Origin of the sequence: Rhodococcus sp. Eu-32, assembly GCF_003336925.1 — a bacterium.
Lineage (GTDB): Bacteria > Actinomycetota > Actinomycetes > Mycobacteriales > Mycobacteriaceae > Rhodococcoides > Rhodococcoides kyotonensis_B.
Genome location: NZ_QGNK01000006.1, coordinates 137,097 through 164,088, shown reverse-complemented (window position 1 = coordinate 164,088; position 26,992 = coordinate 137,097). Strand labels below are relative to the sequence as shown.

26 protein-coding genes and 1 tRNA gene are annotated in these 26,992 nt (G+C 65.6%); 15 read left to right on the top strand and 12 right to left on the bottom strand.

What is annotated here, in order from left to right; all coding sequences use genetic code 11:
* Positions 1-4 precede the first annotated feature (4 nt).
* The 9 genes from DK926_RS09685 to DK926_RS09645 all read left to right on the top strand — a co-directional run bounded on the left by DK926_RS09685 (position 5) and on the right by DK926_RS09645 (position 10,139).
* The gene (locus tag DK926_RS09685; protein ID WP_243636741.1) at positions 5-1,147 is read left to right on the top strand and encodes a histidine kinase; all 1,143 of its coding nucleotides are present in this window, start codon (positions 5-7) and stop codon (positions 1,145-1,147) included.
* Positions 1,144-1,971, top strand: coding sequence for a LytTR family DNA-binding domain-containing protein (locus DK926_RS09680; protein ID WP_243636733.1), 828 nt, complete (start codon positions 1,144-1,146; stop codon positions 1,969-1,971). Before DK926_RS09685 ends, DK926_RS09680 begins: the two co-directional genes overlap by 4 nt.
* Before the next feature lie 59 nt (positions 1,972-2,030).
* Positions 2,031-2,336: a DUF485 domain-containing protein gene (locus DK926_RS09675; RefSeq protein ID WP_240931099.1), complete on the top strand. Its 306-nt coding sequence runs from the start codon at positions 2,031-2,033 to the stop codon at positions 2,334-2,336.
* Between the two features lie 15 nt (positions 2,337-2,351).
* Positions 2,352-4,088, top strand: coding sequence for a cation acetate symporter (locus tag DK926_RS09670; RefSeq protein WP_114330232.1), 1,737 nt, complete (start codon positions 2,352-2,354; stop codon positions 4,086-4,088).
* Between the two features lie 202 nt (positions 4,089-4,290).
* On the top strand, positions 4,291-4,578 hold the full coding sequence (locus tag DK926_RS09665; RefSeq protein ID WP_068424602.1) for a DUF485 domain-containing protein: 288 nt from the start codon (positions 4,291-4,293) through the stop codon (positions 4,576-4,578).
* A complete protein-coding gene (locus tag DK926_RS09660; protein WP_068424600.1) occupies positions 4,575-6,209 on the top strand; it encodes a cation acetate symporter in 1,635 nt (544 codons plus the stop codon). The genes DK926_RS09665 and DK926_RS09660 overlap by 4 nt, the downstream gene beginning before the upstream one ends.
* Before the next feature lie 78 nt (positions 6,210-6,287).
* Positions 6,288-6,722 carry an SRPBCC family protein gene (locus DK926_RS09655; RefSeq protein ID WP_068424598.1) on the top strand — a complete coding sequence of 145 codons (435 nt, stop codon included), beginning with the start codon at positions 6,288-6,290 and terminating at the stop codon, positions 6,720-6,722.
* Positions 6,723-6,866: 144 nt separating this feature from the next.
* The gene (locus DK926_RS09650; protein WP_207890791.1) at positions 6,867-8,432 is read left to right on the top strand and encodes a substrate-binding domain-containing protein; all 1,566 of its coding nucleotides are present in this window, start codon (positions 6,867-6,869) and stop codon (positions 8,430-8,432) included.
* Positions 8,433-8,489: 57 nt separating this feature from the next.
* Entirely contained in the window at positions 8,490-10,139 is a 1,650-nt protein-coding gene (locus DK926_RS09645; protein WP_114330231.1) for a VWA domain-containing protein, read from the top strand.
* Between the two features lie 12 nt (positions 10,140-10,151).
* Here DK926_RS09645 and DK926_RS09640 read toward each other — a convergent pair whose 3' ends face one another.
* Positions 10,152-10,889, bottom strand: coding sequence for an energy-coupling factor transporter transmembrane protein EcfT (locus tag DK926_RS09640; RefSeq protein ID WP_114330230.1), 738 nt, complete (start codon positions 10,887-10,889; stop codon positions 10,152-10,154).
* Complete coding sequence (locus tag DK926_RS09635; protein WP_243636732.1) at positions 10,886-12,907, bottom strand: ATP-binding cassette domain-containing protein; 2,022 nt, start codon at positions 12,905-12,907, stop codon at positions 10,886-10,888. Before DK926_RS09635 ends, DK926_RS09640 begins: the two co-directional genes overlap by 4 nt.
* Before the next feature lie 72 nt (positions 12,908-12,979).
* Between DK926_RS09635 and DK926_RS09630 the strand changes: the two genes are divergently transcribed.
* Positions 12,980-13,423: a GNAT family N-acetyltransferase gene (locus DK926_RS09630; protein WP_243636740.1), complete on the top strand. Its 444-nt coding sequence runs from the start codon at positions 12,980-12,982 to the stop codon at positions 13,421-13,423.
* 4 nt (positions 13,424-13,427) lie between these two features.
* Here DK926_RS09630 and DK926_RS09625 read toward each other — a convergent pair whose 3' ends face one another.
* The 6 genes from DK926_RS09625 to DK926_RS09605 all read right to left on the bottom strand — a co-directional run bounded on the left by DK926_RS09625 (position 13,428) and on the right by DK926_RS09605 (position 18,499).
* A complete protein-coding gene (locus tag DK926_RS09625) occupies positions 13,428-14,846 on the bottom strand; it encodes a DEAD/DEAH box helicase (RefSeq protein ID WP_243636731.1) in 1,419 nt (472 codons plus the stop codon).
* Between the two features lie 254 nt (positions 14,847-15,100).
* Complete coding sequence (locus tag DK926_RS09620; protein WP_243636730.1) at positions 15,101-16,111, bottom strand: HNH endonuclease; 1,011 nt, start codon at positions 16,109-16,111, stop codon at positions 15,101-15,103.
* Positions 16,112-16,207: 96 nt separating this feature from the next.
* Positions 16,208-16,441 carry a hypothetical protein gene (locus DK926_RS27005; RefSeq protein WP_243636729.1) on the bottom strand — a complete coding sequence of 78 codons (234 nt, stop codon included), beginning with the start codon at positions 16,439-16,441 and terminating at the stop codon, positions 16,208-16,210.
* A 76-nt stretch (positions 16,442-16,517) separates the two neighbouring features.
* Complete coding sequence (locus DK926_RS09615; RefSeq protein WP_114330226.1) at positions 16,518-16,946, bottom strand: DUF732 domain-containing protein; 429 nt, start codon at positions 16,944-16,946, stop codon at positions 16,518-16,520.
* Positions 16,947-16,989: 43 nt separating this feature from the next.
* Positions 16,990-17,065: transfer RNA gene (locus DK926_RS09610), tRNA-Arg, on the bottom strand.
* A gap of 201 nt (positions 17,066-17,266) precedes the next feature.
* A complete protein-coding gene (locus DK926_RS09605) occupies positions 17,267-18,499 on the bottom strand; it encodes a helix-turn-helix domain-containing protein (RefSeq protein ID WP_114330225.1) in 1,233 nt (410 codons plus the stop codon).
* 412 nt (positions 18,500-18,911) lie between these two features.
* Here DK926_RS09605 and DK926_RS09600 point away from each other — a divergent pair, with 412 nt between their 5' ends.
* Together DK926_RS09600 and DK926_RS09595 are read left to right on the top strand one after the other, a co-directional pair.
* Positions 18,912-19,730, top strand: a complete 819-nt coding sequence (locus DK926_RS09600) for an acyl-ACP desaturase (protein WP_114330312.1) — start codon at positions 18,912-18,914, stop codon at positions 19,728-19,730.
* Between the two features lie 129 nt (positions 19,731-19,859).
* Positions 19,860-20,729, top strand: a complete 870-nt coding sequence (locus DK926_RS09595) for a universal stress protein (protein ID WP_114330311.1) — start codon at positions 19,860-19,862, stop codon at positions 20,727-20,729.
* Here the strand turns inward: DK926_RS09595 and DK926_RS09590 are convergent.
* The 3 genes from DK926_RS09590 to DK926_RS09580 form a co-directional block, all read right to left on the bottom strand.
* Positions 20,726-21,052 carry a cupin domain-containing protein gene (locus DK926_RS09590; protein ID WP_068424584.1) on the bottom strand — a complete coding sequence of 109 codons (327 nt, stop codon included), beginning with the start codon at positions 21,050-21,052 and terminating at the stop codon, positions 20,726-20,728. The two genes, DK926_RS09595 and DK926_RS09590, sit on opposite strands and share 4 nt — an antisense overlap.
* A gap of 61 nt (positions 21,053-21,113) precedes the next feature.
* A complete protein-coding gene (locus DK926_RS09585; protein ID WP_279387073.1) occupies positions 21,114-21,617 on the bottom strand; it encodes a dihydrofolate reductase in 504 nt (167 codons plus the stop codon).
* Entirely contained in the window at positions 21,614-22,414 is an 801-nt protein-coding gene (locus tag DK926_RS09580) for a thymidylate synthase (protein WP_279387072.1), read from the bottom strand. The genes DK926_RS09585 and DK926_RS09580 overlap by 4 nt, the downstream gene beginning before the upstream one ends.
* 54 nt (positions 22,415-22,468) lie before the next feature.
* On the opposite strand from DK926_RS09580, the gene DK926_RS09575 reads away from it, so the two are divergent.
* Positions 22,469-23,335 (top strand): DNA-formamidopyrimidine glycosylase family protein, encoded by an 867-nt coding sequence (locus DK926_RS09575; protein WP_114330223.1) that lies wholly within the window; start codon positions 22,469-22,471, stop codon positions 23,333-23,335.
* Here the strand turns inward: DK926_RS09575 and DK926_RS09570 are convergent.
* Positions 23,328-24,872 carry a carboxylesterase/lipase family protein gene (locus DK926_RS09570; protein WP_114330222.1) on the bottom strand — a complete coding sequence of 515 codons (1,545 nt, stop codon included), beginning with the start codon at positions 24,870-24,872 and terminating at the stop codon, positions 23,328-23,330. The two genes, DK926_RS09575 and DK926_RS09570, sit on opposite strands and share 8 nt — an antisense overlap.
* 52 nt (positions 24,873-24,924) lie before the next feature.
* Between DK926_RS09570 and DK926_RS09565 the strand changes: the two genes are divergently transcribed.
* Entirely contained in the window at positions 24,925-25,515 is a 591-nt protein-coding gene (locus tag DK926_RS09565; RefSeq protein ID WP_114330221.1) for a molybdenum cofactor biosysynthesis protein, read from the top strand.
* 86 nt (positions 25,516-25,601) lie between these two features.
* A complete protein-coding gene (locus DK926_RS09560) occupies positions 25,602-26,981 on the top strand; it encodes an SLC13 family permease (protein WP_114330220.1) in 1,380 nt (459 codons plus the stop codon).
* The last annotated feature ends 11 nt before the right edge of the window (positions 26,982-26,992 follow it).

The following is a 26,992-nucleotide window of genomic DNA, read 5'->3' as shown; positions in this document are numbered from 1 at the left end:
CGTCATCGCCGCGTGTGCGGTGGCGGCGATCGCGCTGATCAGCTTCCGTGGCCGTCGCGCGCTGACGACGCCCGAGGAACGAGCCGTGCATTCGACGCTCCACACCGCATCCCTGGCTGCGCGCCCGCTGCGGCAAGGGTTGGACGCGGAGTCCGCCGCCGAGGCGGCACCGCATCTGCGGGCCCTGACCGGCGGCGATGCGCTCGGTGTCGCCGACGCGGACGCGAGACTGCTGACGTGGAACGGCCCCTACGACGAACTGGCGGGGCCGTTTCTGGAGGCGTCGTCCCGTGCGATCGAGGGTGAGCGACGCGTGCTGCTGTCGTATCCGCTGGGGCCGGATCACGCGGTACGTGCTGTCATCGCGCAACCGCTGCTGATCGAGGACGTCGGCGTCGTCGGCGTTCTCGGAGCCGTGACGACGTCGGTGCCGGGGCCGGGCATGCTCGGCGCGATCTCGGAGGTCGCCCGGTACGCGTGCGGGCAGATCGAACTCGCCGAGCTCGACGCGTCGCGCGCTCGATTGGATCGCGCCGAGGTACGCGCACTGCGAGCGCAGATCAGTCCGCACTTCATCTACAACGCACTCGGCACGATCGCGTCGTTCGTGCGGACCGACCCGGACCGGGCTCGCGAGCTGGTGCTCGAGTTCGCCGACTTCACGCGCTACTCGTTCCGGACGGCAGGCGAATTCACGGTGCTGGCCGACGAGCTGCGCAACATCGACCGCTACCTGACTCTCGAACGCGCCCGCTTCGGCGACACTCTGCAGGTGACGCTGCGGGTCGCGCCCGAGGTGTTGAGCGTGGTGCTGCCGTTCCTCGCGCTGCAACCGCTCGTCGAGAACGCGGTTCGACACGGGCTGTCCGGACGTTCGGGCGGTGGCACCATCACCATCGTCGCCGCCGACGAGGGGACCGACTGTCTGATCAGCGTCGAGGACGACGGCGTCGGCATGGATCCGGACATGTTGCGCTCGGGCTCGTTGAACGTGGAGGAAGGTGCGCACGTGGGACTGTCCAACGTCGACGACCGATTGCGTGCAGCGTTCGGCAACGACTACGGACTCGTCGTCGACACCGCGCCGGGCGCCGGAACGAAGGTCAGCATGCGGGTACCGAAATTTCGAGCAGGTATTCGGGCATGACCGGCGCGTCTGGCACGATGACGTCCGTGGATACTGCGTCGTCGACAGGGCTCGTCGTGCTCGCGGTCGACGACGAGAAACCCGCGCTCGACGAGCTTGCCTTTCTGCTGAGCAGACAGGAGTCGGTGGCCGAGGTCAGTACGGCCTCGGACGCCACCACTGCCTTGCGTCGGCTGCAACATCCCGCCGGACCGGGTGTCCCTGCTGTCGACGCCGTGTTCCTCGACATCAACATGCCCGGACTCGACGGCATGGAACTCGCTGGAATCCTGTCGAATTTCGCGCGCCCGCCTGCCGTGGTGTTCGTGACCGCGCACGACGACCGTGCACTCGCGGCATTCGACCTCGGAGCGGTCGACTATCTGCTCAAACCGCTGCGCGAGGAGCGGCTCGCGGAATCGCTTCGCCGGATCGTGTCGGCGGGTAGACAGAGCGAACCGCAGGACGCCGTCGCCTCGGACGAGATCATTCCCGTCGAACTCGCCGGGACGACGACGCTCGTCCAACGCTCGAGCGTCGGATGGGTCGAAGCCGAGGGCGACTACGCCAGGCTGCACACCACGTCCGGCTCGCATCTGGTGCGTATCCCGATCTCGACACTCGAAAGCCGCTGGGGGAGCAGTGGTTTCCTTCGGGTACACCGATCTTTCCTCGTGTCGCTCGCGCTCGTGACCGGAATCCGCAGTGTCGGTTCGGGTTTGGTCGTGTGCCTGCGCGCCGACGGCGCACTGCCCGCCACCGAACTGCCGGTGAGTCGCCGTCACACCAGAGAACTCAAGGACCGACTGGTCCGCGGTCCGCTGCAGTCCTGGTCGAGCCGGTGACCGGGCCACGACGCCGGCCGAGGGAACGCGTCGTTCTCGCGGGCAGGCGCGGAGCACGCATGGTGCGCACCCGCGTCGAGGTCCAGGAGCAGACCGAAGTCGGCGACGCGATGGTCCGTGGTCTCGTACGTGCACAACTGATGCTGTCCGTCCGGTTGGCGCTGCTGACGTTGGCCGTGCTGTTCGCCATTCCGCTCGTGTCCCTCGTAGTGCCCGCGTTCGCCGACGCGACGCTGTTCGGAATTCGGCTGCCGTGGCTGGTGTTGGGTGTCGCGGTCTATCCGCTGCTGCTGGTCGTCGGGTGGGTGTACGTGCGTCAGGCCGACCGCAACGAACACGAGTTCGTCGACCTCGTGGACGACTAGATGGACACCGCGTAGATGGAGACCGTGCCTTGGGTGACGGTTGCCGCGCTGCTGCTCGCAGCCGTCGCCACGGTCGCGATCGGTGTCTACGGCGTGAGACTGGCACGCACGACGTCGGACTTCCTGGTGGCGTCGCGCAGTGTCGGGCCGAGGTGGAACGCGGCGGCGATCTCCGGTGAATACCTCTCGGCTGCGTCGTTTCTCGGCGTCGCCGGTCTCATCGCGAAATACGGTGCGGACGCGCTGTGGTATCCGATCGGATTCACCGCGGGTTACCTCGGACTGCTGCTGTTCGTCGCCGCGCCCTTGAGACGCAGCGGGGCGTACACCGTCCCGGATTTCGCCGAGTTCCGCCTCGGCTCACGGCGATTGCGCACACTGGCGATGTTCGTCGTCGTCATCATCTGCGCGCTGTATCTGGTGCCGCAGTTCCAGGGTGCGGGCCTGACACTGAACATCCTTCTCGGCGTTCCGAGTTGGGTCGGCGCGGCCGTCGTCGGTCTCATCGTCATCGCGAACGTCGTCGGGGGCGGGATGCGGTCGATCACGTTCGTGCAGGCGTTTCAGTACTGGCTGAAGCTCACGGCCGTCGCCGTTCCCGCCGTCGTGCTGGCCATGCATTTTCTCTCGGACGACCGCGTCGTCGGCAGTCCGGCGCCACCGACCGTCGATCGTGAGACGACCGTCGAGATCTCCACCGACGTTCTGGTGCAGGTTGATTCGCCGATCGAGGTGACCGCGCGGGGAACCGTCGACCAGGAGGCCGTGGACGGACGTGTCGTTCTCGACCCCGGAACGCACGAACTCGGCGACGGTACGACGCTCGTTCTCGACGCGGACTCGCCGGTCCCCGTCGTCGCGGGGGCGCCGACGACGGATCGACAGTGGGCGCAACCGGGGTGGGGACTGGGCGGGACGCACCCGCTGTACCAGGTCTACTCGCTCATTCTCGCGACGTTCCTCGGTACTCTCGGCCTGCCCCACGTGCTGGTGCGGTTCTACACGAACCCCGACGGACGTGCCGCGCGCATCACGTCGCTGACGGTGCTGGGTCTGCTCGGCGTGTTCTATCTGTTCCCGACGCTGCTCGGGGTGTTCGCTCGCCTCTACGTGCCGCAACTGTCGATCACCGGCACGTCCGACGCCGCGGTGTTGCTGCTGCCGGGGTCGGTCCTGTCGGGTGTCGGAGGCCAACTGCTCGCTGCCGTCGTCGCCGCGGGTGCGATCGCGGCGTTCCTGTCGACGTCGTCCGGCCTGCTCGTCAGTATTGCCGGCGTGCTCAGCACCGATGTGCTGCGCGGTCGGGTCCGCGACTTCCGTATCGCGGCCGTCCTCGCCGGCATCGTCCCGCTTGCTCTGTCTCTGGGTGTGGTGTCGCTGGATCTCTCGCGCACGGTCGGGTTGGTGTTCGCCGTGGCAGCGTCGACGTTGTGCCCGCTGCTCGTGCTCGGAATCTGGTGGCGCGGCTTGACGGCTGCGGGCGCCGCGGCGGGGCTGATCGGCGGCGGCGTCGTGTCCCTCACCGCGGCGACGCTGTCGGTGTTCGGAGTGTCCGACGCCGTGTGGTCCGGCTGGCCCGCAGCGATTCTCGGCTACCCGGCGGCGGTCAGTGTTCCGCTCGCGTTCGCGCTCATGATCCTGGTCAGCAAGGCCACGGCACGATCGGTGCCTGTCGACGTCGGACGCATCTTCACCCGGCTGCACGCGCCGGAACGTCTCGACATGGGCCGCGATCGCGAGCGCGAGCTGTAAGTCCGTTCGTCGTCGTTCGGCGACCGTTCGTCGCATCGACAGTCGGTTCACCGTGCGATCGCTGCCGCATCGTTCCTTTGTGATGTGGCTCTCATTATCGTCTCCTTCAGTTCCGAGTCACAGACCGTGACGGCCGAAAGAGGGAGCAACGACGGTGACCAAGCCGGATACAACACCCCCGGATGCGCAAGCGTTCGTGGAGATGCAAGCAAGCCCGGAGTTTCAGGAGCTGCGACGACGCCTGCGCAGCTTCGTCTTTCCGATGACCGCGTTCTTTCTGATCTGGTACATCGTCTACGTGCTGCTCAGCAACTACGCGCACGACTTCATGTCCACCCCGGTGTGGGGCAACATCAACGTCGGCCTGCTGCTGGGTCTCGGTCAGTTCGTGACCACCTTCGCCATCACGGGCATCTACGTCCGGTTCGCGAACCGTGAGCTCGATCCCCGCGCCGAAGCGCTTCGCAACGAAATGGAGGCTCGGTCGTGAACGTTCTGGCTCAGGCCGCCGACACCACCGTCGGCGAACCGATCGTCAACATCGCGATCTTCGGCGCGTTCGTCGCCGTCACCATGTTCGTCGTCATTCGCGCGAGCAAGAAGAATGCGACGGCGTCGGAGTTCTTCACCGCGGGCGGCGGATTCTCCGGGCCGCAGAACGGCGTCGCGATCGCCGGTGACTACCTGTCCGCGGCCAGCTTCCTCGGCATCGCAGGTGCCATCGCGGTCTACGGGTACGACGGCTTCCTGTACTCCATCGGGTTCCTCGTCGCGTGGCTCGTCGCGTTGCTTCTCGTCGCCGAATTGCTTCGCAACACAGGCAAATTCACGATGGCCGACGTGCTGAGCTTCCGTCTGAAGCAGCGTCCGGTCCGTACCGCGGCCGCGTTGTCGACGCTGACGGTATCGTTGTTCTACCTGCTCGCGCAGATGGCAGGTGCGGGTGGACTCGTCGCACTGCTGCTCGACATCTCCGATCGCACCGGGCAATCCATCGTCATCGCCGTCGTCGGTGTGCTGATGATCGTCTACGTCCTCGTCGGCGGCATGAAGGGTACGACGTGGGTGCAGATCATCAAGGCTGTTCTGCTCATCGCGGGCGCGCTGTTCATGACGGTGCTCGTGCTCGCGAAGTTCGGATTCAACCTGTCCGACCTGCTCGGTAGCGCACAGGCGACCATCTCCGGCTCGGCCAGCGAGACCGTCGCTGCGACGAACGTGCTCGAGCCCGGTGCCCAGTACGGCGGCAGCAACATGTCCAAGCTGAACTTCCTGTCGCTCGGTATCGCACTCGTGCTCGGAACTGCCGGTCTCCCACACGTTCTCATGCGCTTCTACACCGTGCCCACCGCGAAGGAAGCCCGTCGCAGTGTCGTCTGGGCCATCGCCCTGATCGGTGCGTTCTACCTGTTCACCCTGGTTCTCGGCTACGGCGCCGCGGCCATCGTCGGACCGGATCGCATTCTCGCGTCGGCAGGCGGACAGAACTCGGCCGCACCGCTTCTCGCGTTCGAACTCGGTGGTGTCGTCCTGCTCGGCGTCATCTCGGCCGTCGCCTTCGCGACGATCCTCGCCGTCGTCGCGGGTCTGACGATCACCGCGTCGGCGTCGTTCGCACACGACATCTACGCGTCCGTCATCAAGAAGGGCGACGTCGACGAGCGGAAGCAGGTCAAGGTCTCGCGGATCACCGCCGTCGTGATCGGTTTGCTCGCGATCGGCCTCGGCATCCTCGCGAACGGGCAGAACATCGCGTTCCTCGTCGCACTGGCATTCGCCGTCGCCGCAGCCGCGAACCTGCCGACCATCGTGTACTCGCTGTTCTGGCGTCGCTTCAACACCACCGGTGCGCTGTGCAGTATGTACGGTGGCCTGATCTCGACGCTCGTGCTCATCGTCTTCTCGCCCGCAGTGTCCGGGTCGAAGACGTCGATGATTCCCGGCTCGGATTTCGCCTGGTTCCCGCTGTCCAACCCGGGCATCGTGTCCATCCCGCTGGCCTTCGTGCTCGGCATCGTCGGCACCCTGCTGTCGAAGGACAACGAGGACAAGACCAAGCAGGCCGAGATGGAGGTGCGGTCGCTGACCGGCATCGGCGCCGAGAAGGCCTCGGTCCACTAGGAACTGTCACAAACCGACGACGCCCGTGTGAGTCATGCCTCACACGGGCGTCGTGGCATGTGTGGTTACTATCCCTGCGTGGCCAAGCTGAAGGTTTCCGTCAACGTTCCCCTCGACCCCGACACGACGTGGTCTCACGCGTCGGATCTCGCGGACTACGAGAAGTGGTTGTCCATCCACGAAGCATGGCGAGGCGAGCTCCCCGACCAGCTCGCTGCCGGCACCACCCTGGAGAGCGTGGCCACCGTCAAGGGCATGCGCAACCGGGTCCGCTGGACCATCGAAAGCTACGACCCGCCGAAGAAGTTGAAGCTGAAAGGAAACGGAAAGGGCGGCGTCAAGATCTCGCTCGTGCTGTCGGTGTCCGAAGCCAAGGCTGGAGGATCGGACCTCGCGCTCGACATCGATCTCGGCGGAGCGCCGTTGTTCGGGCCCATCGGCTCGGGCGTCGCACGAGCCTTGAAAGGCGACATCGAGAGCTCGCTGAAGAAGTTCGAGACTCTGTACTCGTAGAACCCGTTACTATCGCCGCCAACCGCACAGCGGGAGCCATCGCAGTTCGGCTTCTGCTCACTACGGAGAGGTTCTGCAATGCCAGGCAAACACAGCGCGCCGTCCGCCGCGTCCGGCTCGACGGGATTCGTGAAGTACGGCGTCATCGCCGTGGTGGCGCTGCTCGTGGTCGGCGGCGGTGTGTTCGCAGCACAGAAGGCCTTCGGTTCCGATTGTTCCGATCCGGCCACGTACAGCCTGGCAGCCGATCCTGCGATCGCGGACGTGGTGGCCGGCGTTCTGGCGGACAAGTCGGCCGACGAACTCGGGTGCGGCAGCGTCGACGTCACCGCCCAGGATTCGGCCGACGCGTCCGCCGCGGTGTCGAAGGGTGCCGACGCGCCTGCTCTGTGGATTCCCGACTCGTCGCTGTGGGTCGGCAAGACCGTCCGTGCGACGGGTGCCCTCGTCGACCTGGCCAGCCAGTCGGTGGCCAGTAGTCCGGCGGTCATCGCTGCCCGCAAGGACGAGGTTCCGTTCTTCGACACTTGGCTCACGGCACTGCAGTTGAGGGGCCTACGAATCGGTAATCCGCTCAGCAACACCGTGTCCGACGCGGCCATCCTCGGCGCGCTCGCCGAAGCCGGGTCCGACGCCGAGGCCGTCGACTCGGTGTCCGCTGCCCTCGTTCCGATCGCGCAGGCGCAGGCCGCGACGCGCGGGGAGGCGGACCCCGTCGTGCGTCTCGACGAGATGTCCTCCGACGGCGGCGTCGCCGTCGTGTCCGAGCAGTCGCTGCTGACCTACGAGAAGGACACCGGCACCGAACTCGGTGCGACGACACCACCCACCGGCAGCTTCTTTCTCAACTTCCCGCTTGCCGTCACCGAGCCCGCGGGGGAGCGGCACGACGAGGCCAAGGAGGTCGGCCGCGCCGTCGCCGACGCCCTCGCTTCCGAGGCCGGTCTGTCGGCGCTGTCCGACGCAGGCTTCCGAGCTCCCGACGCGACCGCCCTGAGCGACGGCCGCGGTTTGGGTGATGTCACAACGTTGACCATCGCGGATCAGCAGACCGCCGAGGACACGTTGCAGCGGTATCAGGTTCTGGCGCTGCCGTCGCGCACGCTCGTCATGGAAGACGTGTCCGGCTCGATGGGCTACAGCGCGGGCGCCGACACCCGGATCGGACTGACCGTCCAGGCCAGCGACACCGGCAACCGACTGTTCCCGGACAACGCAGCTCTCGGGCTCTGGGCGTTCTCGATCGGACTCGGCGGCGGCAACCAGGACTACCGCGAACTCGTGCCGATCCGGCGTCTCGACGAGAACGTGAACAGAACTTCGCAGCGTGAGGTCTTGCTGCAGCAGACGCGGACTCTGCCGAGCCTCGTGGGTGGCGGAACGGGCCTCTACGACACCACGTTGGCGGCGTTCAGGAAGGTCAAGGAAGGGTACGACCCCGACTACATCAACAGCGTCATCATCCTGACCGACGGCACGAACGAAGATCCCGACAGCATCTCCCTCGACGAACTGTTGTCGACGCTACGGGCGGAGCAGGACCCGACGAAGCCCGTCATCGTCGTCACGATCGGGATCACCGACGACGCCGACGCCGGCGTGCTGCAACAGATCTCGGCGGCCACCGGCGGAACCAGCTTCTTGGCGAGAAACCCAGCGGAAATCCCCAACGTCTTTGTGAATGCTCTCAAAAGCCGGTCCGGCCGCTGATTCAGCAGCTAGGTTGGTTTGCCGGATGCACAGAGACTCGTTTGGGGGCGAAGGAGAATGTCGGGGCGGCACGGAACTGGATCGCGCACACATCCTGCCCTGACGTGGGGTGCCGTCGTCGTAGTCGCCGTGGTCGTGGTGGTCGGGGGGTACTTCGGAGTTCAGGCCGTCCGGGCCGGATCCGCCGGGTGCGACGGCACCCGGCAGGTCTCTCTCGCCGTCGATCCGACCATTGCGCCGGTGATCACCGACGTCCTCGCGCAGTCCGACGAGGTGTCGCGTGGCTGCACCGATTTCGAGGTCCGTGCCGAAGCTCCGAGCGACACGGCTGCGGAATTGGCGGGCGAGAACACGAACCGTCCCGATCTGTGGATCCCGGATTCGACGCTGTGGCTGCTCAAGACGTTGCGATCCACGGGGGCGCTCCCGGAGCTGGCCAAGTCCTCGGTGGCCAACACGCTTCCGGTCGTTGTCTCGCAGGACGATTCGCTGCCCCCTGCCGTGACGTGGCTTCAGGTTCTGCAGAAGCAGGGTCAGCGCATCGGCGATCCGCTCACCAGCAGTGCGTCGTTGGCGTCGATTCTCGGTGCGCTCGCCGAATCCGAGGTCGCGATCACCGACGCCAACGCGGTGTCGGCGGCGCTCGTGCCGATGGCTCAGGACTTCGGGCGCATCGCCGACACGCCTCACGAGGTAGCCGACCTGGTGAAGCAGGTCGCGACCGACGGCGGTACGAGTGTGTCGACGGAACAGAGTCTCGTCGCCTACAACGACGCGAATCCCGGTGCGCCGCTGACGGCGTCGGTGCCGCCGACGGGCAGCTACTTCCTGAACTTTCCGCTCGCCGTCACCGCCGCAGCCGGACCCGACTACGACAGAGCCAAGGACGCCGGCGCGTCGCTGTCGTCGGTGTTGTCGACGAAATCCGCCACGGATGCGTTGACGGCCGCCGGTTTTCGGCAGTCGAACGGCACGTCGTTGCCCGACGGCAAGGGCGTCGGATCGGCGGCATCGCTCGAACTGAAGAACCCGTTGGCGATCGAGACGACGCTCCGCGACTGGGCCGTGCTCGCCTTGCCCCTGCGCACGTTGGTCGTCGAGGACGTGTCGGGTTCGATGGCAGCGAAGTCCGGTGATTCGACGCGCATCGCGTTGACGGTCGATGCCAGCCTCGGTGCGAATTCGTTGTTCAGCGACCAGACCGAGATGGGTTTGTGGGCGTTCTCGATCGGCCTCGGTGGTGGCAACCAGGATTTCCGTGAGCTGGTTCCCCTGGGCCCGGTGAGCAACATGGTCGACGGAGTGCCGCAGCGCGAAGCCATTCTGTCGGCCATTCGCACGCTGCCCTCGCTCGTCGGCGGTGGAACCGGTTTGTACGACACGACTCTCGCCGCCTTCCGCCGGGTGAAAGAAGGCTACGACCCGAACTATGTCAACAGCGTCATCATCCTCACCGACGGCGCGAACGAGGATGCGGGCAGCCCGAGCCTCGACGAACTGCTTGCCACGCTGCAGCGCGAGCAGGACCCGGTTCGTCCGATCGTGATCGTGACCGTGGGAATCACGACGGACGCGGATCCTGTTGCTTTGCAGAAGATTTCGGCTGCAACGGGCGGAACCAGCTACATCGCCGAGGATCCACGCGACATCCCCGAGGTCTTCGTCAAGGCACTCAATTCGCGCACCGAACGGGTCGGCGGGCAGTAGACGCGGCGCCGATCAGCCGAGCATCACCGTGAGCACGATGCCCAACGCACAGCACGCCGCGACCACGACGAGTGCAATGGCGTCGGCCATGCCGGGCCTGCTCGGGTACGCGGTGATCTGGCCGGTGCCACCACGAGCGGTGATGGCCTCGCCCATCTCGGTGGCGCGCCGGATCGCGATCGACATCGTGGCGGTGACGAGGTCGACGATCGAGTTGTCGGCCGCGCTGTTGAGTACCGATTTCGGACGCAGTCGACGTGCCGCGTTCATGACCCGCATCTCCTCGATCAACAGCGGAAGCGATCGCAGGCACAGGGCGACGGTGGCTGCCCACTCGTCGACCGGCAACCGCATCTTCTTCAGCGGATAGCCCAGCACGGCGACTGCAGGCGCGATGTCGCTCATCGACGTCGTCCAGCCGAGCATCATCGACGCACCCAGCAGCACGAACGCGAACGTCGTCGCACGCAGGAACAGCAGGATCGCGTCGAACCCGAGCGGCGCGTTGATCAGCGCGCCGATCACGAACAGGCCCCAGATCCAGATGGGTGGACGCGGTATCGCCGTCGGCGGCACGCGCGCGACGATTGCCGTGACGACCAGAAGTGCGACGATGACGCCGATGGTCGGCCACGACGGTGCGACCACGAGCAGAATGCTCAGCAGCAGAACCGAGATCAGTTTCGTACCCGCCCACAGCCGGTGGATCGGCGACGTCCGCGGAACCTGCCGCAGCACAACGGTTGTCACGACGTCACTCCTCTTCTCGACAGGTCCTGTGCGATGCGGCCGTTGTCCAACACGATCGTTCGGTCGCAGATGCGGTCCATACCGTCGACGTCGTGGGAGATGACGACGATCGCGATGCCGCGTCGCCGGAGATTCCCGAGTACGCCGATGATCTCCGTTCGGCCCGGCGGATCGAGACCGGCGAGGGGTTCGTCGAGCACGAGCACGCGAGGTTTGTTGACGATCAATCCGGCGATGACGACCCGACGCATCTGCCCGCCGCTGAGTGCGTCGATGTCGCGGCCCGCCAGACGTCGATCCAGTCCGACGGCGTCCATCGCATACGCCACGTGCGCCGAGCCGACTTCGGGACCGCCCGCCGCTTCGATGTCCTCCGAGACGGTCCGGCGTTGCAGTTGCAGACGAGCATGCTGGAAAGCCAGGCCGACGGTTCCGACGTCCCGGGAGATCGGGGAGCCGTCGAACTCGGCCGTGCCGTGCGACGGCGTCGTCAGGCCCGCGAGAACCCATGCGAGCGTCGATTTCCCGGACCCGTTTCCGCCCAGAATCAGAATGCCGTCGCCGTGACGAACGGTGAGGTCGAGGCCGTTCAAAGCCTTCTGCGACCACGGCGTACGCCGGTTGTACGTGTGCTCGACACCGCGTAGTTCCATCAGCGGAGCCCCCGCGCGGAACGGCGTCGGGTCGTCGTCCAGGAAGCGTGCACGCATCCAATCCTGGGCGTGCTCGACTTGTCTTCCTCCGTCGAGATGGACGACGCGATCGGCAGCTGTCGTCTCCGATTCCTGATGCGTCACGAGCACGACCGACATGCGGTGCCGCTTCGGGAGATCGGCGAGCAGCGCGACCAATCGGGCCCGGCCGTCCGCGTCGACCATCGTCGTTGCCTCGTCGGCGATCAGCAACGCGGGCCGTCTCGCCAAGGCTGCGGCCACGGCGAGCCGCTGCATCTCACCGCCGGAGAGAGATGCGGTTTCACGTGGACCCATTCCTGCCAGACCCACTTCGGCGAGCAGCGCGTCGACGTCGGTGTCGCAATCCGGTGCGAGACCCCACACGACATCGTCGGCGACGCGGCTGCCCAGGATCTGACTTTCCGGCCGCTGCAACACCACTGCCGTGCCACCGACACGTCCGAGACCCGCGATACCGGGACGTTCGACGACGCCCGACGTCGGGACGCGGCCGGCCAGGATCCGTGCAAGGGTGGATTTTCCGGAGCCGTTGTGTCCGACGATCGTGACGAATTCGCCGTATCCGATTGTCAGGTCGATGCCCTGCAGCGCGTCCGAGTGTGCGCCGTCGTAGCGAAAGTGTATGTCGTGCAACCGAACCGGAAGTGGTCCGATGTCACCGTCGCCACCTGCGGGCAGATGATCGACGACGGGAATGGTGGCGAGGCGGTCCAGAACGGCGCCGAGGATCAGCCAGGTGAAGAATGCGCCACCGACGGTGCTGACGCTCATCGTGCCGAGAATCCACCACCACCAGTTGTCGATCACCGCGCCTGCGCTCGATCGCACGACGTCGGCTGTCGACACGAGAGCATCGGCGCGGGCGAGCAGTCGGGCGATGCCTTCGATGGTGTTCTCGATCGTTCGGAGGAACAGCTCTCGAAGCGGCGTCAGGACCCACAGTGCGAGGACCGTCACCAGACCGAGCGACGGGCCGACGATCGACGCGGTCCCCAGAACCGACAGCAGGCCGTGTCCTTTGCGTTTCGCCCGACCGACCAGCCCGCCGAGCAACGCCGACGTCGCAACAGTGATGGCCGTCGTGGTTCCGGCCGCGACGAACGCGACGAGTGTGCCCGCCACCGCGGCGGACACGAGCGCGCGCGTGCGGTGACGTTGCGCGACGACGGCCATCGGCACAGCGGCAACGATCTGCAGCGCCGTCGCAAGGGGGACCACCATCGCGACGACGGACAGCGCGACGGAGAAACTGCTCATGACCGCAGCCGTGGCCAGTTCTGCAGGCGTCAGGGCCTGTCTGTGGACACGGGGGTTCTTACTCACTTGTCCAGTGTGCCAGGAACGGACTTAAACTCTTGATCAGCGAAAACGAGAGAGGCGCACGAATTGGTCACCGTGAACGAAGAGAGCTGGGACACCCCCGTGGGCGCCCAGCTGCGTGCGGCTCAGCGAGCAGAATTGGATGCTCGCTACGGAAACAGCAACCACGAGCCGGGCAGTGCACCGTCTGCAGACGACATCGCTGTCTTCGTCGTCGCCCGCGACGAGAATGCGGTCGGCATCGGCTGCGGCGCTTTGCGACTGCTCGGCGACGGTTCTGCCGAGATCAAACGGATGTACGTCATCCCCTTCGAGCGCGGAGGAGGCGCAGCCGTCGCCATCCTCCGCGAGCTCGAACGTCTGGCCCGTGACCGGGGAATCGAGGTACTCAAACTCGAAACGGGGTCGGGGCAGCCCGATGCGGTGAAGTTCTACGAACGCGAGGGATATTCGCGAATCGATTCGTACGGCCCGTACGTCGACGAGCCGACCTCACTCTGCTTCGCGCGGAGCTTGTAGAAACTCAGCGCGTCCGCTGGCTCGTGGCAGGCCCCGCAGGACGACGGCGACGGCGTCCGCCGCCTGCTGCGTGTTGACGGCCGTCGGCTCCGGCTGCTGCCGCACCTGCACCTGCACGCGGGTTGCCCGACGCGCTGCGGGAGTTGCCGCCGCCGCGAGCAGCGGTGCTACGCGGATTGCTGCTGCGGCCCGAACCGTTGCGGGGCTTGGCCTGACGCGGCTGCTGCGGAGCGTCCTTGGGCGCCGGCGCGACGTAGGCTGCCTGCTCGCCGACGAGGCGTGCCACCTCGGGGGAGTCCGCGGTGACGCGGATGGGGGTGACCTTGATGTCGGCCTTGCGCAACAGAACTGCCGTGTCCTTGCGCTGTTCCGGGAGCACGACGGTGACGACGTCTCCAGCGCTTCCGGCGCGCGCGGTACGACCCGAACGATGCAGGTAGGCCTTGTGTTCGGCCGGCGGATCCACGTGCACGACCAGCGCGACGTCGTCGACGTGCACACCGCGGGCGGCGACGTCGGTGGCGACGAGAACCTTTGCGTCACCGGACGAGAACGCGAGCAGGTTGCGGTCGCGCGCAGCCTGGGACAGGTTGCCGTGCAGGTCGACCGACGGAATTCCGGCCTCCGTCAACTGTTTCGCGAGCTTGCGAGCCTGATGCTTGGTACGCATGAACAGGATTCGGCGGCCGGTGCCCGACGCCAACGTGTGCACCAGCTTCTTCTTGGTCTCGACGCCGTCGACCTCGAATACGTTGTGCGTCATGGCAGCAACAGGGGAGGTGGCTTCGTCGACCGAGTGCGTCACCTGGTCGGTGAGGAATCGCTTCACGAGCTTGTCGACGCCGTTGTCCAGCGTCGCCGAGAACAGCAGGCGCTGTCCCTTCGCAGGCGTGGCGGACAGGATGCGGGTCACGCCGGGGAGGAATCCGAGGTCGGCCATGTGATCGGCCTCGTCGAGGACGGTGATCTGCACGTTCTCGAGGCTCACGTAGTGCTGCTTCATGAGGTCTTCGAGACGTCCGGGGCAGGCGACGACGATGTCGACGCCTGCGGACAGTGCTGCCACCTGACGGTTCTGCGAGACGCCACCGAAGATGGTGGTGACCTTCATCGAGTAGGCAGCGGCCAACGGCTCTATCGTTGCGGCGATCTGGGTGGCCAGCTCACGGGTCGGGGACAGAATGAGGCCGCGCGGCCGACCCGGCCTGCGGCGTCCCGTCGATCCTTCCGCGAGGCGGGCGACCATCGGGATGGAGAACGCCAGGGTCTTGCCGCTGCCGGTCTTGCCGCGGCCGAGCACGTCGCGTCCCGCGAGTGTGTCGGGGAGCGTGTCTGCCTGGATCGGGAAGGGCTCGGTCTTGCCCTGGGCGGAGAGAACTTCGGCGAGTGCAGTCGGGACACCGAACGAAGCGAACGTAGTCATAGAAAGTGGTGTGCCTTTCGGGCAAACTAGTGCACCCATGGGCGAATTCGCCCGCGAATGCAAGGTGGCGAGACTGCCGGTGGGCAGTATCGATCGCCGTAAGAAAAGCCTGTGCAAGGTGCACATGGACAACGCGGCCGGAGCCGGGCGGAAAGTCGAAGCATTCCACGACGTCTGACGAGCAGCTACGCGCGCCATCGTCGAGTGTAACGGGTGAGGCCTCGAAATCATTTCCCGAGTGATGCATCAGGCACTCACGCAGCCGACAGACCGTCGTCGAGATCCTGCTCGACGAGCGACACATACACCCTGCCGACGGGCATCGGCGGTGCCTCCGAGGTGTACCGATGCCCGGTCGGAGTCTCGAAGTCGTACCCGTGCACCACGCCGTATCTACGCGGTCGTGGTGTCGATACCCAGCCTTCGGCTTCCTTCGCGTGGTTGCACGCCGCGCACAGACCTGCCCCGTTGTCCGCGCTCGTCTTTCCTCCCCGTGCATGGGGGCGTATGTGGTCGCGGTGACGAATCGGCGCGTCGCACCACGGTGTTCGGCATGTCCGGTCACGGATGTCGATCAGCCTCGCCAACGCTGTCGGGAAGTGTCGCGATTTCGACTCCATCGCGGTGAGGGCGCCGGTCGCCGGCGTGGCGTAAAGCCTCCGCAATTCGACGTCGGTGTCGGACTCGCATGCTTCCTTCACGAGATGCCGCGCGATGGTCGCTGGGATGTCTCCGTAGCCGACGAGGTGCGCGGGCTTGGCCCCGTCCGACAGTAGTGAGTCGTCGGAGATGACCAGGTTCACCGACACCGGCGCACTGCTGGTCGCCGACGCGGCGCCCGTAATGCGCTCGTACGCAAGGTCGGCCATGATCTGGTCTCGTGTCCTGGGCTCTTTGCCTACGCCCACCATCGAGTCGGCGTCACGCTTCAAGGTGGCCCACATGGAGACAGCGCGATCCATGGATGTCAGCGTGGTGAACTGGGCCATGAAGTCCGGCTGCGGTCGAGTGGCGGTGCGGCGCTGCGAAAATGCCTTCGCACGCTTCTTCACTACGGACGCCGGATCGAGCTCGGCAGCCAGTGCCCGCGCCTTCCCCTCGATTGCCTTGTCGCCGAGCCCCTTCAACGTGTCGGGGTTCTCGCAGAGCCGCTTGTCGATCTCCCGCCGGTCCTCAGCGGCCAGGCATGCGGTCTCGCGGGCAATCATGGTGACGCGCCATTCGTTGAGTTCGCCTGCGAGCAGACGTCGATAAGCATTGGGCATTTCATCGACCAGCGCGCGTGCGAGCCCGAGGAATCTGCCGCCCTTGCTGGGTGATTCGCGGCGAGCCAATCCGATCTGCGACGCAATCCCTTTGCGTCACTGCGATTTCGGCTTTCCTGATTCTTTGCGCGTCGTCTCGATGGTGGTTGCAACCGACACCGTCGCCGTGGCCTGCACGGCCGACGCTGCAGATTTCACGGTTTCGAGGGCGGAGATCAAATCGACGCCGGCCGCTGCGTCGGGCAGGTCGAGCCGCTGTTGCAGCCTCGACACGAACGCGAGCACTTCTGCCGCCCCCAGTGAGTCCTGCGCGTCGGCGATTGTTTCCACGAGATCCCCCAATCTCTTTCGAACACATGTTCGAGACTAGCGGATTGCCACGAGCCGTGCAAGAGATCGCGACGTGCTAGTTGTCGATCAGGGAAAGGTGCTCGGGGCAGTAGAGCGTGACCGAATTGTCAACGAGGAACTGAGAATCCGCGGGAACCCACGACGCCGAATCTCCTGGCGGCGGGTAGTTCTCGAGGTAGCCTGCCAGCGAAGTCTCGACCGATGAGGTCGATTCGCCCCGGTCGAATGCTTGGCAGACCGATCTGGCCCAGTCGACCACGGGTACACCCGACGCGACGTATCTGTCGAACAGTCGACCGAAGTCCGCAGGGTCGGACGGAGTTCGTTCGGGCGGAGTGCTGGGAGAAGCGGCTGTCGTCTCGGTGGCCTCGACGCGCGCGCTCGCCGACGGTGCGGCGTCAGCTGACTGGTCGGACGCGCTGCATCCGGCAACGACCGCGCCGACGGCGCAGACCGCCAAAACTGACAGAACGCATGGTTTCATATGCCGCATAGTAGCCAGTGACTTGGAACGTCTCGGTTGTACGTGGTGCCCTCGGCAGGATTCGAACCTGCGACCTACCCTTTAGGAGAGGGTTGCTCTATCCCCTGAGCTACGAAGGCGCACGGTCAGGGTACCCGATGACTTCGAGAAAGAAGGAAGCCGCCCACATGATGTGTGGACGGCTCCCGAGCTGACAGTGTCCGCCAGTGCGCCTCTCGGCAAGTGGCCGCTCGCAGCGGCAGAGTGTTGGTACCCGGGGCATGGATCGAACACTGTCGACAAGTGCAACTGCATGCCTTCTCGAATAATTCCCGCGATGGTTACGCAGCCCCCTGCGAAGCCTCGAGCCGGCGCGCGACCAACGCCGCCTGTAGATGCCTGATGCCCGACGGCCGGGTCGGATCGAACCCGGTGAGCTGCGCGATCCTCTTCAACCGGTAGTCGACGGTGTTGGTGTGCAGGTGCAGCTGTCGGGCCGAGCGCTGACGGTTGAGGTCGTGTGAGATGTGGATCTCCAACGTCTCGAGAAGTTCGGGGGACGCGTCGAGCGGTTCGAGGATCTGCCGGAGGTGACGTCGACCCGGTCCCGGACGTGTCAGCTGATATTCGAGAACCAGATCGTCCATGCGGTACAGCCCGGCGGGACGGTGAAGTTGATGTGCGAGCACGAGCAACTCGTGAACCTGGTCGGCGGCCGTGGGAATGTCGGCGATGGCCGACTGCTCGGCGGTGGCGGTCACCTGAACCTCGGCGGCGGTGCTGATCCGATGGACGAGCGCCTCGACCCATTCCTCGTCGTGCACACCGGGAATGAGAACGGTGCCGCCCTCGGGGCTGAGCATCGACAGCGGCGTGCGACCGCAAATGGTCGCGAGTTCGGCTTGAATGCGACGTAGTTTCCGACGCGCCGCGACGGTCCTCTGGATGGCCGGGTCGTTCTCGTCGGGGTGAGGAGGAACGGACAACGCGAGCACCAGGTAACTGTCGGCCAGCTCGATTCCGCTCTGACGCGCGAACGACACCGCGTTGTGTCCGCTGAGCAGCGACGACACGAGAGTGTGCGCCGCAGTGTGGTGCTCGCTGGCGACGGCTTGAAGTTCTTCGACGTAACTCTTCGATGCGGCGATCGACACCTTCTCCGACAGAAGTACGAACACTCGCGCTGCTTCGATGAGGCTGCGTGCATCGCCGTCGCCCGCTCGCTTGGACACGAGGTTCCAGCCGATCTGAATTCCCTCGTGATACACGGTCAGCACCGATTCGAGTGGCACACCTTCACGCGCCCACTGGCTCGCCTTCGCACGAAGTTCGGCGAGGTCCGCGTCGTTCGGAGCGCGACGCTCGTCGAGCATCTGGACCGCGATGCTGATGCACTTGACCGTGAACTCGGTGACGTCGCCGTGCAGTTGCTCGCCAGGTAGCGAACCGCACGGCGTGTTGGCGGCGAAGTGGCCGACGAGCAGCCGGGCCACGGCACGGAAGTCGCGAAGCGGAGCGGAAGCGGGCTCGCCCGCGACCATGATTCCAAGGCTCGTCGTGTTGTGAACGGTCACAGATCAGCCCTTCGTGTAGGAACTTCAGCTCTGGCGGAAACAAAGTTACTGGTGCGTAGTATGGCGTACTTACCTAGTTGTCGTAGGCAAACTTCGACGAAATTTCGCTGTTTTCGAACTTCGAGTTTGTTTCGAGCCCCCTAGCGGACTCGATCTTAGGTTGTTATCAACGCGTTATCCATAGGTTCGGCCAAAGAACTTGTGAGGACTCTCGAGGCCCGGCGATCGGGCCTTGCGACATTGCCTAAACCTTCGAAAACCGGTTCCCAGCGCCGTGATCCGGCGCCTACGTTTTCACGGTGCGGATCCGACGACGCCGACGCACGACGGGGGCGATCACCATCGAGTCAGGGGGTAGGCAGTGCGCGGACAGGTGACTCAACTGGCGTTGCTCCGAGAGCTGGAGCCTGTCATGAAGGTGAAATTCGGTGAGTACCTCGGCGACTCGTCGACCTGGACGTCGTCGGACTACGTCGAACCCGAATCCTTCTGGAGCGCACAACGTTCCACGCTGACCGAAACCGCCAAGGCAGCACTGATCACGACGCTTCTGACGCACAACAACTATCAATCGGTGGAGTCGCCTGCCATTCCCAGCGCGTGGACGTCGTGGACGTCCGCCTGGTCCGACGAGAAGGCGCGTCACGCGACAGCGATAGAGGACTACCTCGTCGCCACGCGCAGCGTCGATCCCGTTGCGCTCGACCGCGCCCGGTTCCAGTGCATGACGGTGGGAATCGCGTCGTCGATGGAAGGCGACCACCTGCTTCGATCGATCGCGCACGCCACGATCGACGTCATGGCCACGATGGTCAGCCACCGCAACACATCCGTCGAATGTGCCGATCCGGTGGCGACGGCTCTGCTCGGTCGCGTCGTCGCCGACCAGGAACGTCAGGTCGAGTTTCTCCGCAGCATCGCGGCCGCGGCCTTCGACATCGTGCCCGCGCAGACGGCGTCGATCGTCACCGAGGTCATCATGAACTTCCAGATGCCGGGAAGCGGCCTTCCCGGGTTCGAGCGCAGTTCGATGCTGATCGAACGCGACGGCATCTACGACCTCCGACTCCACCTCGACGAGGTGGTGCGACCGATTCTGAAGTTCTGGCGGTTCTTCGAACGGACCGACCTCGACCTCGGCGCCCGCAGCACGAAGATCCTGGCCGATTTCCTCGGCGATCTCGAGGCTCGAGCGACATCGTTCGAAGCGAGAAGACTGCGCGCGTCCTAGATCGGGCGCGCGACCGAAGAAGCCCCCGGGGGGTCCGAGGGTAGCGTGCCTCTCTCCGGTGTCGAGCCGGAGAGAGGCACCTTCGTCTATCCTGAGGCCGGACATCCGATCCCTACCGGAGGTGGTCTCGTGTCGGGCGCGCATACGATCGTAGTGGGCATCGATGGTTCCGAAAGCGCCGACCGCGCCGTCGTCTGGGCCGCGCTGACAGCTGCACCACGCGGTTGGACGTTGCGGATCGTCACCGCCGTCGATCCTCCTGCGCATCTGACTGCAGACGACACCACCGAATACCGAGCGGTTGCCGATGCCCGTCTGACATCGGCCGAAGTCCTCGCGCGCGAAAGCGTCGACGAACCCGGGTTCGACATCGTCACCGCGGCGGTGGACGGCAAGGTCGCCGAGGTGTTGATGGCCGAGTCGCACGGTCGGGAAGCGATCGTCCTCGGTGCGAGTGGCTTGGGCGAGTCCGAGTCGGGAGTGCTCGGGTCCGCAGCTGTGGCGTTGTGCGCGCACGGGTCGTCGCCCGTCGTGGTGGTGCGAGGTCGCAGTATCGACGGTCGCCCGCCCACGCTCGGTCCCGTCGTCGTGGGTGTCGACGGTTCCGAGCAGAACCAGGCAGCGGTAGGCGTTGCGTTCGAGGAAGCCGCACAACGTAATTCGCCGTTGGTGGCCGTGCACGTCTGGTCCGACGTGAGTCTTGCTCAGGTGGCGGGTCCGCCGCGCGACTGGGACACGATCGCCGCGTCGGAAGAAGTGCTGCTCGCCGAGAGCCTCGCAGGATGGCAGAACAAGTACCCGGACGTCGAGGTGCGACGCGTCGTCGCGCAGGACCGTCCGGTGCGCGTGCTGAGCCAGATGTCGGAGCAGGCGTCACTGATCGTCGTCGGACACCGCGGGCGCGGCGGGTTCGCCGGCATGCTTCTCGGGTCGACGAGTTACGCGCTCGTCCACACCGCGGACTGCCCGGTCATGGTGGTGCGAGGACCGGGGGGCTAGACCGCCACCGTCAACAGGAACGCGACGTCTTCGATTGCTTCGACGCTGTGACGGGCGTCGGGAATGACGAGAAGGTCACCCGCGGAACCCTTCCAGGACTTCTCGCCGCTGGCGAGTTCGAGTTTGCCGCTGAGAACGAACACCGTGGATTCGCCGTTCAGATCGTGCTCGGCCATCTTGTTTCCCGCTGCGAGCGCGACGACGGTCTGCCGAAGATGCCGTTGGTGACCGCCGTAGACGGTCTGCGAGCTGCGGCCACTGGACGCCCCCACGGCCAGTTTGAGCTGTTGTCGGGCAAGGGCGGTGAGTGACTTCTTGTCCATGTGCCCAGTATGACCCCAATGTCCGTCCGGCAAGAGCGGAGTCGACGGAAGTCGGTGCGAATCAAGGGGTTCGGTAAGCCTTGCCGTACTGGACGAAGCGGTAGCGGATGCCGTCGTTGCTGCTCGTCTGCCACTCTCCGGGGGACGCGGTCCATTCGTCGGACACCTCGGGTGCGACGGTGTCACCCTCGATGTCGAGGTCTATTTCCGTCACCTGAAGCTCCGACGCGAAAGGCAGTCCAGCGCGGTAGATTTCGCCGCCGCCCATGATCCAGACAGTGTCGTCGACCAATGACAGTGCGTCGTCGATGCTTCCGACTCTCTCGGCGCCGTCGGCCGACCAATCGGGATCGCGCGTCACGACGATGTTCCGACGGCCGGGCAGGGGACGGAATTTCGGCGGTAGCGAGTCCCACGTCTTGCGGCCCATGACGACGGGGTGGCCCTGCGTCGTCGACCGGAAGTGCTTCATGTCCTCGGGGACGTGCCACGGGATGGTCCCGCCGTCGCCGATGACACCGCCGCGGGCCTGCGCCCAGATCATGCCGACGTGGCGAGCAGTCACACCGCCACCGGCGCCTTGATCGCCGGGTGGTGCTGGTAGTCCAGGATCTCGATGTCCTCGAATCGGTAGTCGAAGATCGAATCCCGGTGCGCCAGCTTCAGAGTCGGGTAGGCGAACGCCTCACGGGAGAGCTGTTCGGTGACCTGCTGGCGGTGGTTGTCGTAGATGTGGCAGTCACCGCCGGTCCAGATGAACTCGCCGACCTTCAGCCCGACCTGATCGGCGACCATGTGGGTGAGCAGCGCATAGCTCGCGATGTTGAACGGCACACCGAGGAACATGTCGGCACTGCGCTGGTACAGCTGGCACGACAGGGTGCCGTCGGCGACGTAGAACTGGAAGAACGCGTGGCACGGCGCGAGGGCCATCTGCGGGATGTCGGCGACGTTCCAGGCCGAGACGATCATGCGTCGTGAATCGGGATCGGTGCGCAGGGTCTCGATGACCTGACTGATCTGATCGATGTGCTCACCCGACGGCGTCGGCCACGACCGCCACTGCACGCCGTAGACGGGACCCAGTTCTCCGTTCGGACCCGCCCACTCGTCCCAGATGGTGACGCCGTGATCCTGCAGCCACTGCACGTTGGAGTCGCCGCGCAGGAACCACAGCAGTTCGTACACGATGGACTTCAGATGCACCTTCTTGGTGGTGATCAACGGAAATCCCCGAGACAGGTCGAAGCGCATCTGGTGGCCGAAGACACTGGTCGTGCCGGTGCCCGTGCGGTCGGACTTCGGGGTGCCGGTCTCGGACACGAGCCGCAAGAGATCCTCGTACGGGGTTGGAACCATCACGGTGAGCCAGTCTATATCCCGTGCACGAGCACGGCGGGCCCGCATAATGGGGCAATGCCTGAGCTACCCGAGGTCGAAGCGCTCGCCGGGTTCCTGCGCGAGCACGCAGTCGGTTCCGTCGTCGGTCGTGTCGACATCGCGGCGCTGAGTGTTCTGAAAACGTTCGATCCGCCGATCACCGTGCTGCAGGGGCGCGACGTCACCGATGCCGCGCGGTTCGGCAAGCACCTGGCGATGCAGGCGGGTGACCTCTGGATGATCACCCATCTCTCGCGCGGCGGGTGGCTGCGCTGGACGGACAACCCCAGCGCCGCACCGCCGAAGCCCGGCAAGGGGCCGCTCGCATTGCGGGTGCACTTCTTCACCCCGGAGGGTCTGACACCCGCGATCGACCTCACCGAGGCGGGCACGAAGAAGCGGCTCGCGGTCTGGGTGGTGCACGACCCCAGCGAGGTGCCGGGCATCGCCCGACTCGGACCGGACGCGCTGGCCGTCACCGAGCCGGAGTTCGCCGAAATTCTCGGCGGCACGACGGCCAGGTTGAAGACGTCGCTCGTCGACCAGGCTCTGATCGCCGGCATCGGCAACGCGTATTCCGACGAAATTCTGCACGTGGCGAAGTTGTCGCCGTTCGCGTCGTCGAGCAAGCTCGATGCGGAGTCCGTCGCCACGCTGTATCAGGCGATGCGCGACGTGCTGACCGATGCAGTCGCGCGCTCGGTTGGACAGGACGCAGCCCGACTCAAGGGGGAGAAGCGGTCCGGCATGCGGGTACATGCCAGGACCGGCCTGCCGTGCCCGGTGTGCGGCGATCCGGTCCGCGAAGTCTCGTACGCCGAGCGTTCGTTCCAGTATTGCGCGACGTGTCAGACCGGCGGCAAGATCCTCGCCGACCGCCGGATGTCGCGCCTGCTCAAGTAGTGCTCGGCTCGGTCTTCAGGCTCGCGTAGCCGCGGTAGCCCTCCCATGCTCGACGACGGTCACGCCGCGGATCGCGCTGCACACGGGTGCGGGCGTCGAAGATCATCGTCTCGCGGCTCTGCTCGTCGTACTTCGGCCACGACGGAAGGGGCGCACCGGTTCTCGCGAACTCGAGCCACTGCGACTGCACACGTTCGGTGACGTCGGCGAAGGCCTTCCGGCCGCCCGGCAGCGTCATCGCTTTGCCGAACGCCGTGTTGCTGATGCCGAACACCGCGAACAATTCGAATCCGTGGGTGGCGTCGAGACCGAGCCACCGCATGATGCGCGGCGCGAAGTCGAAGCGGTAGCTGTAGGTCGGCGCGTACGCCGAATGTGCTTCCGCCACTTCGAGCGACGGCTTCCAGAACGTGAAGTCGCCGCCGACGTCTATGGCCGCTGCCTCGGACGGGTAGCCCGGATAGGCTTCCAGCACAGCATCTTTGGCCGACGGGTCGGTCAACGAGAACAGCTTGTCGATGCGCTCGGGGTTGGTGGGTAGCGCGTCGAGCACCTTCGGGAACAGCGTGCCTTCGCGGCCGTTCGTACCAATGATCAGGGGGACGCGATGCGCCGACCCGTCCTGGTACGCGTCGAGCGGGTTCTTCGGTAGGTAGTCCCCGTCGACGACGGGCCCGAACGGATGCAGACCGGGAGTCGCCGACGCGACCGTGAGGGCTAGTTTCGTTCCTGCTCGGCCGAGACGCGTGACGTCGGCGGTGTCGAGTGCGTCGGCAGGGTCGCCGTCGTGGCCCAGGAAGTCGAGGAACTGCGTGGCCCACTGCGTCGCGTTCGCGTGCGTGCCGACGAGACCGGGTGCCGAACTCTCCGCGATCGCTTGCGTGAAAAGCCCTTTCGCGGCGGGCGTCGCCAACAAGGTCGTGACGGCGTTTCCTCCGGCGGACTCCCCGAAGATCGTCACGTTGTTCGGATCTCCGCCGAACTGCGCGATGTTCCGCTGCACCCATTCGAGGGCTGCGACCTGATCTCGCAGACCCAGGTTGGAGTCGAATTGCCGTGCCTCGGTGGAGAACTGGGTCATGTCCAGATAGCCGAGCGCACCGAGTCGATAGTTGATCGACACGTAGACGATGCCGTGAGAGTCCTTCAAAGACCGTCGGACCAGGGAGCCGCCGCCGTACAGGGGCGTCGCCGACGTGCCGAGCGTGTACGCGCCGCCATGGATGAACACCATCACCGGCCGTGGCGTCGCACTGCGCCTGCCCGGGGTCAACACGTTGAGCGTCAGGCAGTCCTCGCTCGACGGCTGATACTTGCCGATCGAGAGCATCGTGCCGCGCTTGTGTTGCACCGACGCGTTACCCCACTCGGTCGCGTCGCGGACTCCTGTCCACGGCTCGACAGGCTGAGGCGCGCGCAGCCGACGTGGTCCGACGGGTGGCGCCGCGTAGGGGATGCCGCGCCAGGTGACGAGATCGCCCACGGTCTTGCCCTCGACGACGCCGTCCAGCGTGGCGATTCTGGTGTTGAAAGCCATGTCGGCGAGTGTACAAATTTCCCCACGCCGACGGTCGTGGACACTGAAGGTCATGGTGTTCGAATATCGCGCCGACATTCTCCAACTCCTGGTCTCACCTGCCCATGCGTATTTCGGTAGGTCGAAGGACGGGCCTGCCGACGACGTGAGGACCGACCTCGTCGAGCGGGTCGAGATCGTCGCGAACAAGGGCATTCGCGGCGACCGATTCTTCGGCGTCAAGGCCCATACCGAGGCCGCGGTGACGTTCTTGGCCGTCGAGGCGTGGGAAGCCGTCGGCGACGCGTTGGCGACGGAGATGCCCGACACGGCCGTGGCCAGGCGAAACATCGTAGTACGCGGTATCGAACTCGACCCGTTACGCGGCGTCGAGTTCGAGCTGGATTCCGGTGACGGCCCGGTTCGCTTCCGCGGCGGCAGACCTGCCCATCCGTGCGCCTGGATGGATTCGATGATCGTGGACGGTGCCCGAAAGGCGCTCATCGGGCGCGGCGGCCTGCGAGCGGAGCCGCGGACCGACGGGACGTTGCGGACTGGGCCGGTGATCGTGCGGTCGCCCGTCGAGCTGGACGCGTCGAAGGCAGCGGCGCAGGTGACAAGGGCCCAACCGCAGGCGGCGAAGCCGCCCTTGCCCATGAAGTGAATCTGTGCCCATAATGTGAGCGACGGTGTGGCTCGTCACACCTACGCGCCCCGGATGGCGCCCCTCACTACGTGGAAAGAACCCAGATGTCCGATATTTGGATCGTGATTCATACGGTGATCGCCGTACTAGCGGTGGTGATCTTCATCGTGCGCTTCCATTTCAACCCTGTGGTCTCGCTGGTGCTGGGCGCCGCCTACCTCGGGCTTGCGACGAAGCTCGGGGTGTCGACGACCGTCGAGACCATCACCGGAGGCTTCGGCGAGATCATGGCCGAGGTCGGTCTGCTGATCGGGTTCGGAGTGCTCATGGGGGCGGTACTCCAGGAGATGAAGGCGATCCAACGCCTCGTCGGGACGCTACTCAAAACGTTCGGTCCTAAGCGGCTGCCGTATGCGCTGTCCCTGACCATCGCGACCGTGCTGCAGTCGATCTTCCTCGACGTTCTGCTGGTCATCTCGGCGCCACTCGCACGCAATCTCGCACCGAGGATCGGCAAACTCGGCACCGCGCGCATGGCGACGGCGCTCGCGATCGGTCTCGAATGCGGCATCGTCTTCATGGTCCCCGGCGTCGCGGCGCTGGCCCTCGCCGGACTGCTCAGCGTACCGCTGGGCAAGATGATGATCTACGGCCTGATTCTGATCGTCCCCGTCGTGATCATCTCGATCGCTGTCATGACGTTCGCGTTCCGCCGCGGATGGTGGAACGAGGAGAAGGACGAGCAGGAGTTCATCTCCGTCGCGGTGGAAGAAGACGAGGATCCCGCCGACGAGCCGTTCGTTTCCGGCGGAGTCGCGCAGGCCGTACGTGCCGAGAAGCGCACGCGTCTCGTCGTGCTGTTGTCTCCTCTGCTTCTGGCGCTCGTACTCATCGCGACCGGCGCGCTACTCGAGGTAGCCGAAATCTCCATCCCCGTCGTCGAATTCGTTGCGAGTCCGGTGATCGCACTGCTCATCGGACTGGTCGGAACGTGCCTCGTCGCGCGCTACACCGTCGGCCAGAAGCGCGTCGAGAAGGCGTTGGCCCGTGGTTTCGCCGAGAGCGGCCAGATCCTGATCCTGACGGGCGTCGGTGGTTCGCTCGCCGCGATGATCAAGGAAGCCGGGCTCGGTGACATTCTCGGCCAGTACTTCACGGCGAGCACGGCGGCGCCTCTGCTGATGGTGTGGGTGATCGCCGCTGCGCTGCACATCGCCGTCGGCTCGGTGACGATCTCGGCCATCACCTCTGCAGGCATTCTCGCTCCCGTCGCGCCGCTGATCGGCCTCGACCCCGTGTTCATCGCGCTCGCGGCGGGCGCAGGATCGCTGTTCGCGGTGCACGTCACGAGCAATACGTTCTGGCTGCTGCAGTCGTTGATGGGACAGAGCACGAGGGGCACACTGAAGACGTGCTCGGTCGGCGTGTCCGTCGCCTCCGTCGTCGCCATCCTGCTGATCCTGCCCATGAGTCTGGTTCTCTGAGAGGGTAATTG

What these genes read in the sequence shown, in the direction of transcription:
- DK926_RS09680 (WP_243636733.1), top strand. Translation starts at nt 1,144, where the DNA reads ATGACCGGCGCGTCTGGCACGATGACGTCCGTGGATACTGCGTCGTCG.
- DK926_RS09590 (WP_068424584.1), bottom strand. Translation starts at nt 21,052, where the DNA reads ATGGACAAGAAGTCACTCACCGCCCTTGCCCGACAACAGCTCAAACTG.
- DK926_RS09665 (WP_068424602.1), top strand. Translation starts at nt 4,291, where the DNA reads ATGCAAGCAAGCCCGGAGTTTCAGGAGCTGCGACGACGCCTGCGCAGC.
- DK926_RS09620 (WP_243636730.1), bottom strand. Translation starts at nt 16,111, where the DNA reads ATGCCCAATGCTTATCGACGTCTGCTCGCAGGCGAACTCAACGAATGG.
- DK926_RS09575 (WP_114330223.1), top strand. Translation starts at nt 22,469, where the DNA reads ATGCCTGAGCTACCCGAGGTCGAAGCGCTCGCCGGGTTCCTGCGCGAG.
- DK926_RS09600 (WP_114330312.1), top strand. Translation starts at nt 18,912, where the DNA reads ATGAAGGTGAAATTCGGTGAGTACCTCGGCGACTCGTCGACCTGGACG.
- DK926_RS09645 (WP_114330231.1), top strand. Translation starts at nt 8,490, where the DNA reads ATGTCGGGGCGGCACGGAACTGGATCGCGCACACATCCTGCCCTGACG.
- DK926_RS09570 (WP_114330222.1), bottom strand. Translation starts at nt 24,872, where the DNA reads ATGGCTTTCAACACCAGAATCGCCACGCTGGACGGCGTCGTCGAGGGC.
- DK926_RS09670 (WP_114330232.1), top strand. Translation starts at nt 2,352, where the DNA reads ATGGAGACCGTGCCTTGGGTGACGGTTGCCGCGCTGCTGCTCGCAGCC.
- DK926_RS09625 (WP_243636731.1), bottom strand. Translation starts at nt 14,846, where the DNA reads ATGACTACGTTCGCTTCGTTCGGTGTCCCGACTGCACTCGCCGAAGTT.
- DK926_RS09565 (WP_114330221.1), top strand. Translation starts at nt 24,925, where the DNA reads ATGGTGTTCGAATATCGCGCCGACATTCTCCAACTCCTGGTCTCACCT.
- DK926_RS09615 (WP_114330226.1), bottom strand. Translation starts at nt 16,946, where the DNA reads ATGAAACCATGCGTTCTGTCAGTTTTGGCGGTCTGCGCCGTCGGCGCG.
- DK926_RS09560 (WP_114330220.1), top strand. Translation starts at nt 25,602, where the DNA reads ATGTCCGATATTTGGATCGTGATTCATACGGTGATCGCCGTACTAGCG.
- DK926_RS09675 (WP_240931099.1), top strand. Translation starts at nt 2,031, where the DNA reads ATGGTGCGCACCCGCGTCGAGGTCCAGGAGCAGACCGAAGTCGGCGAC.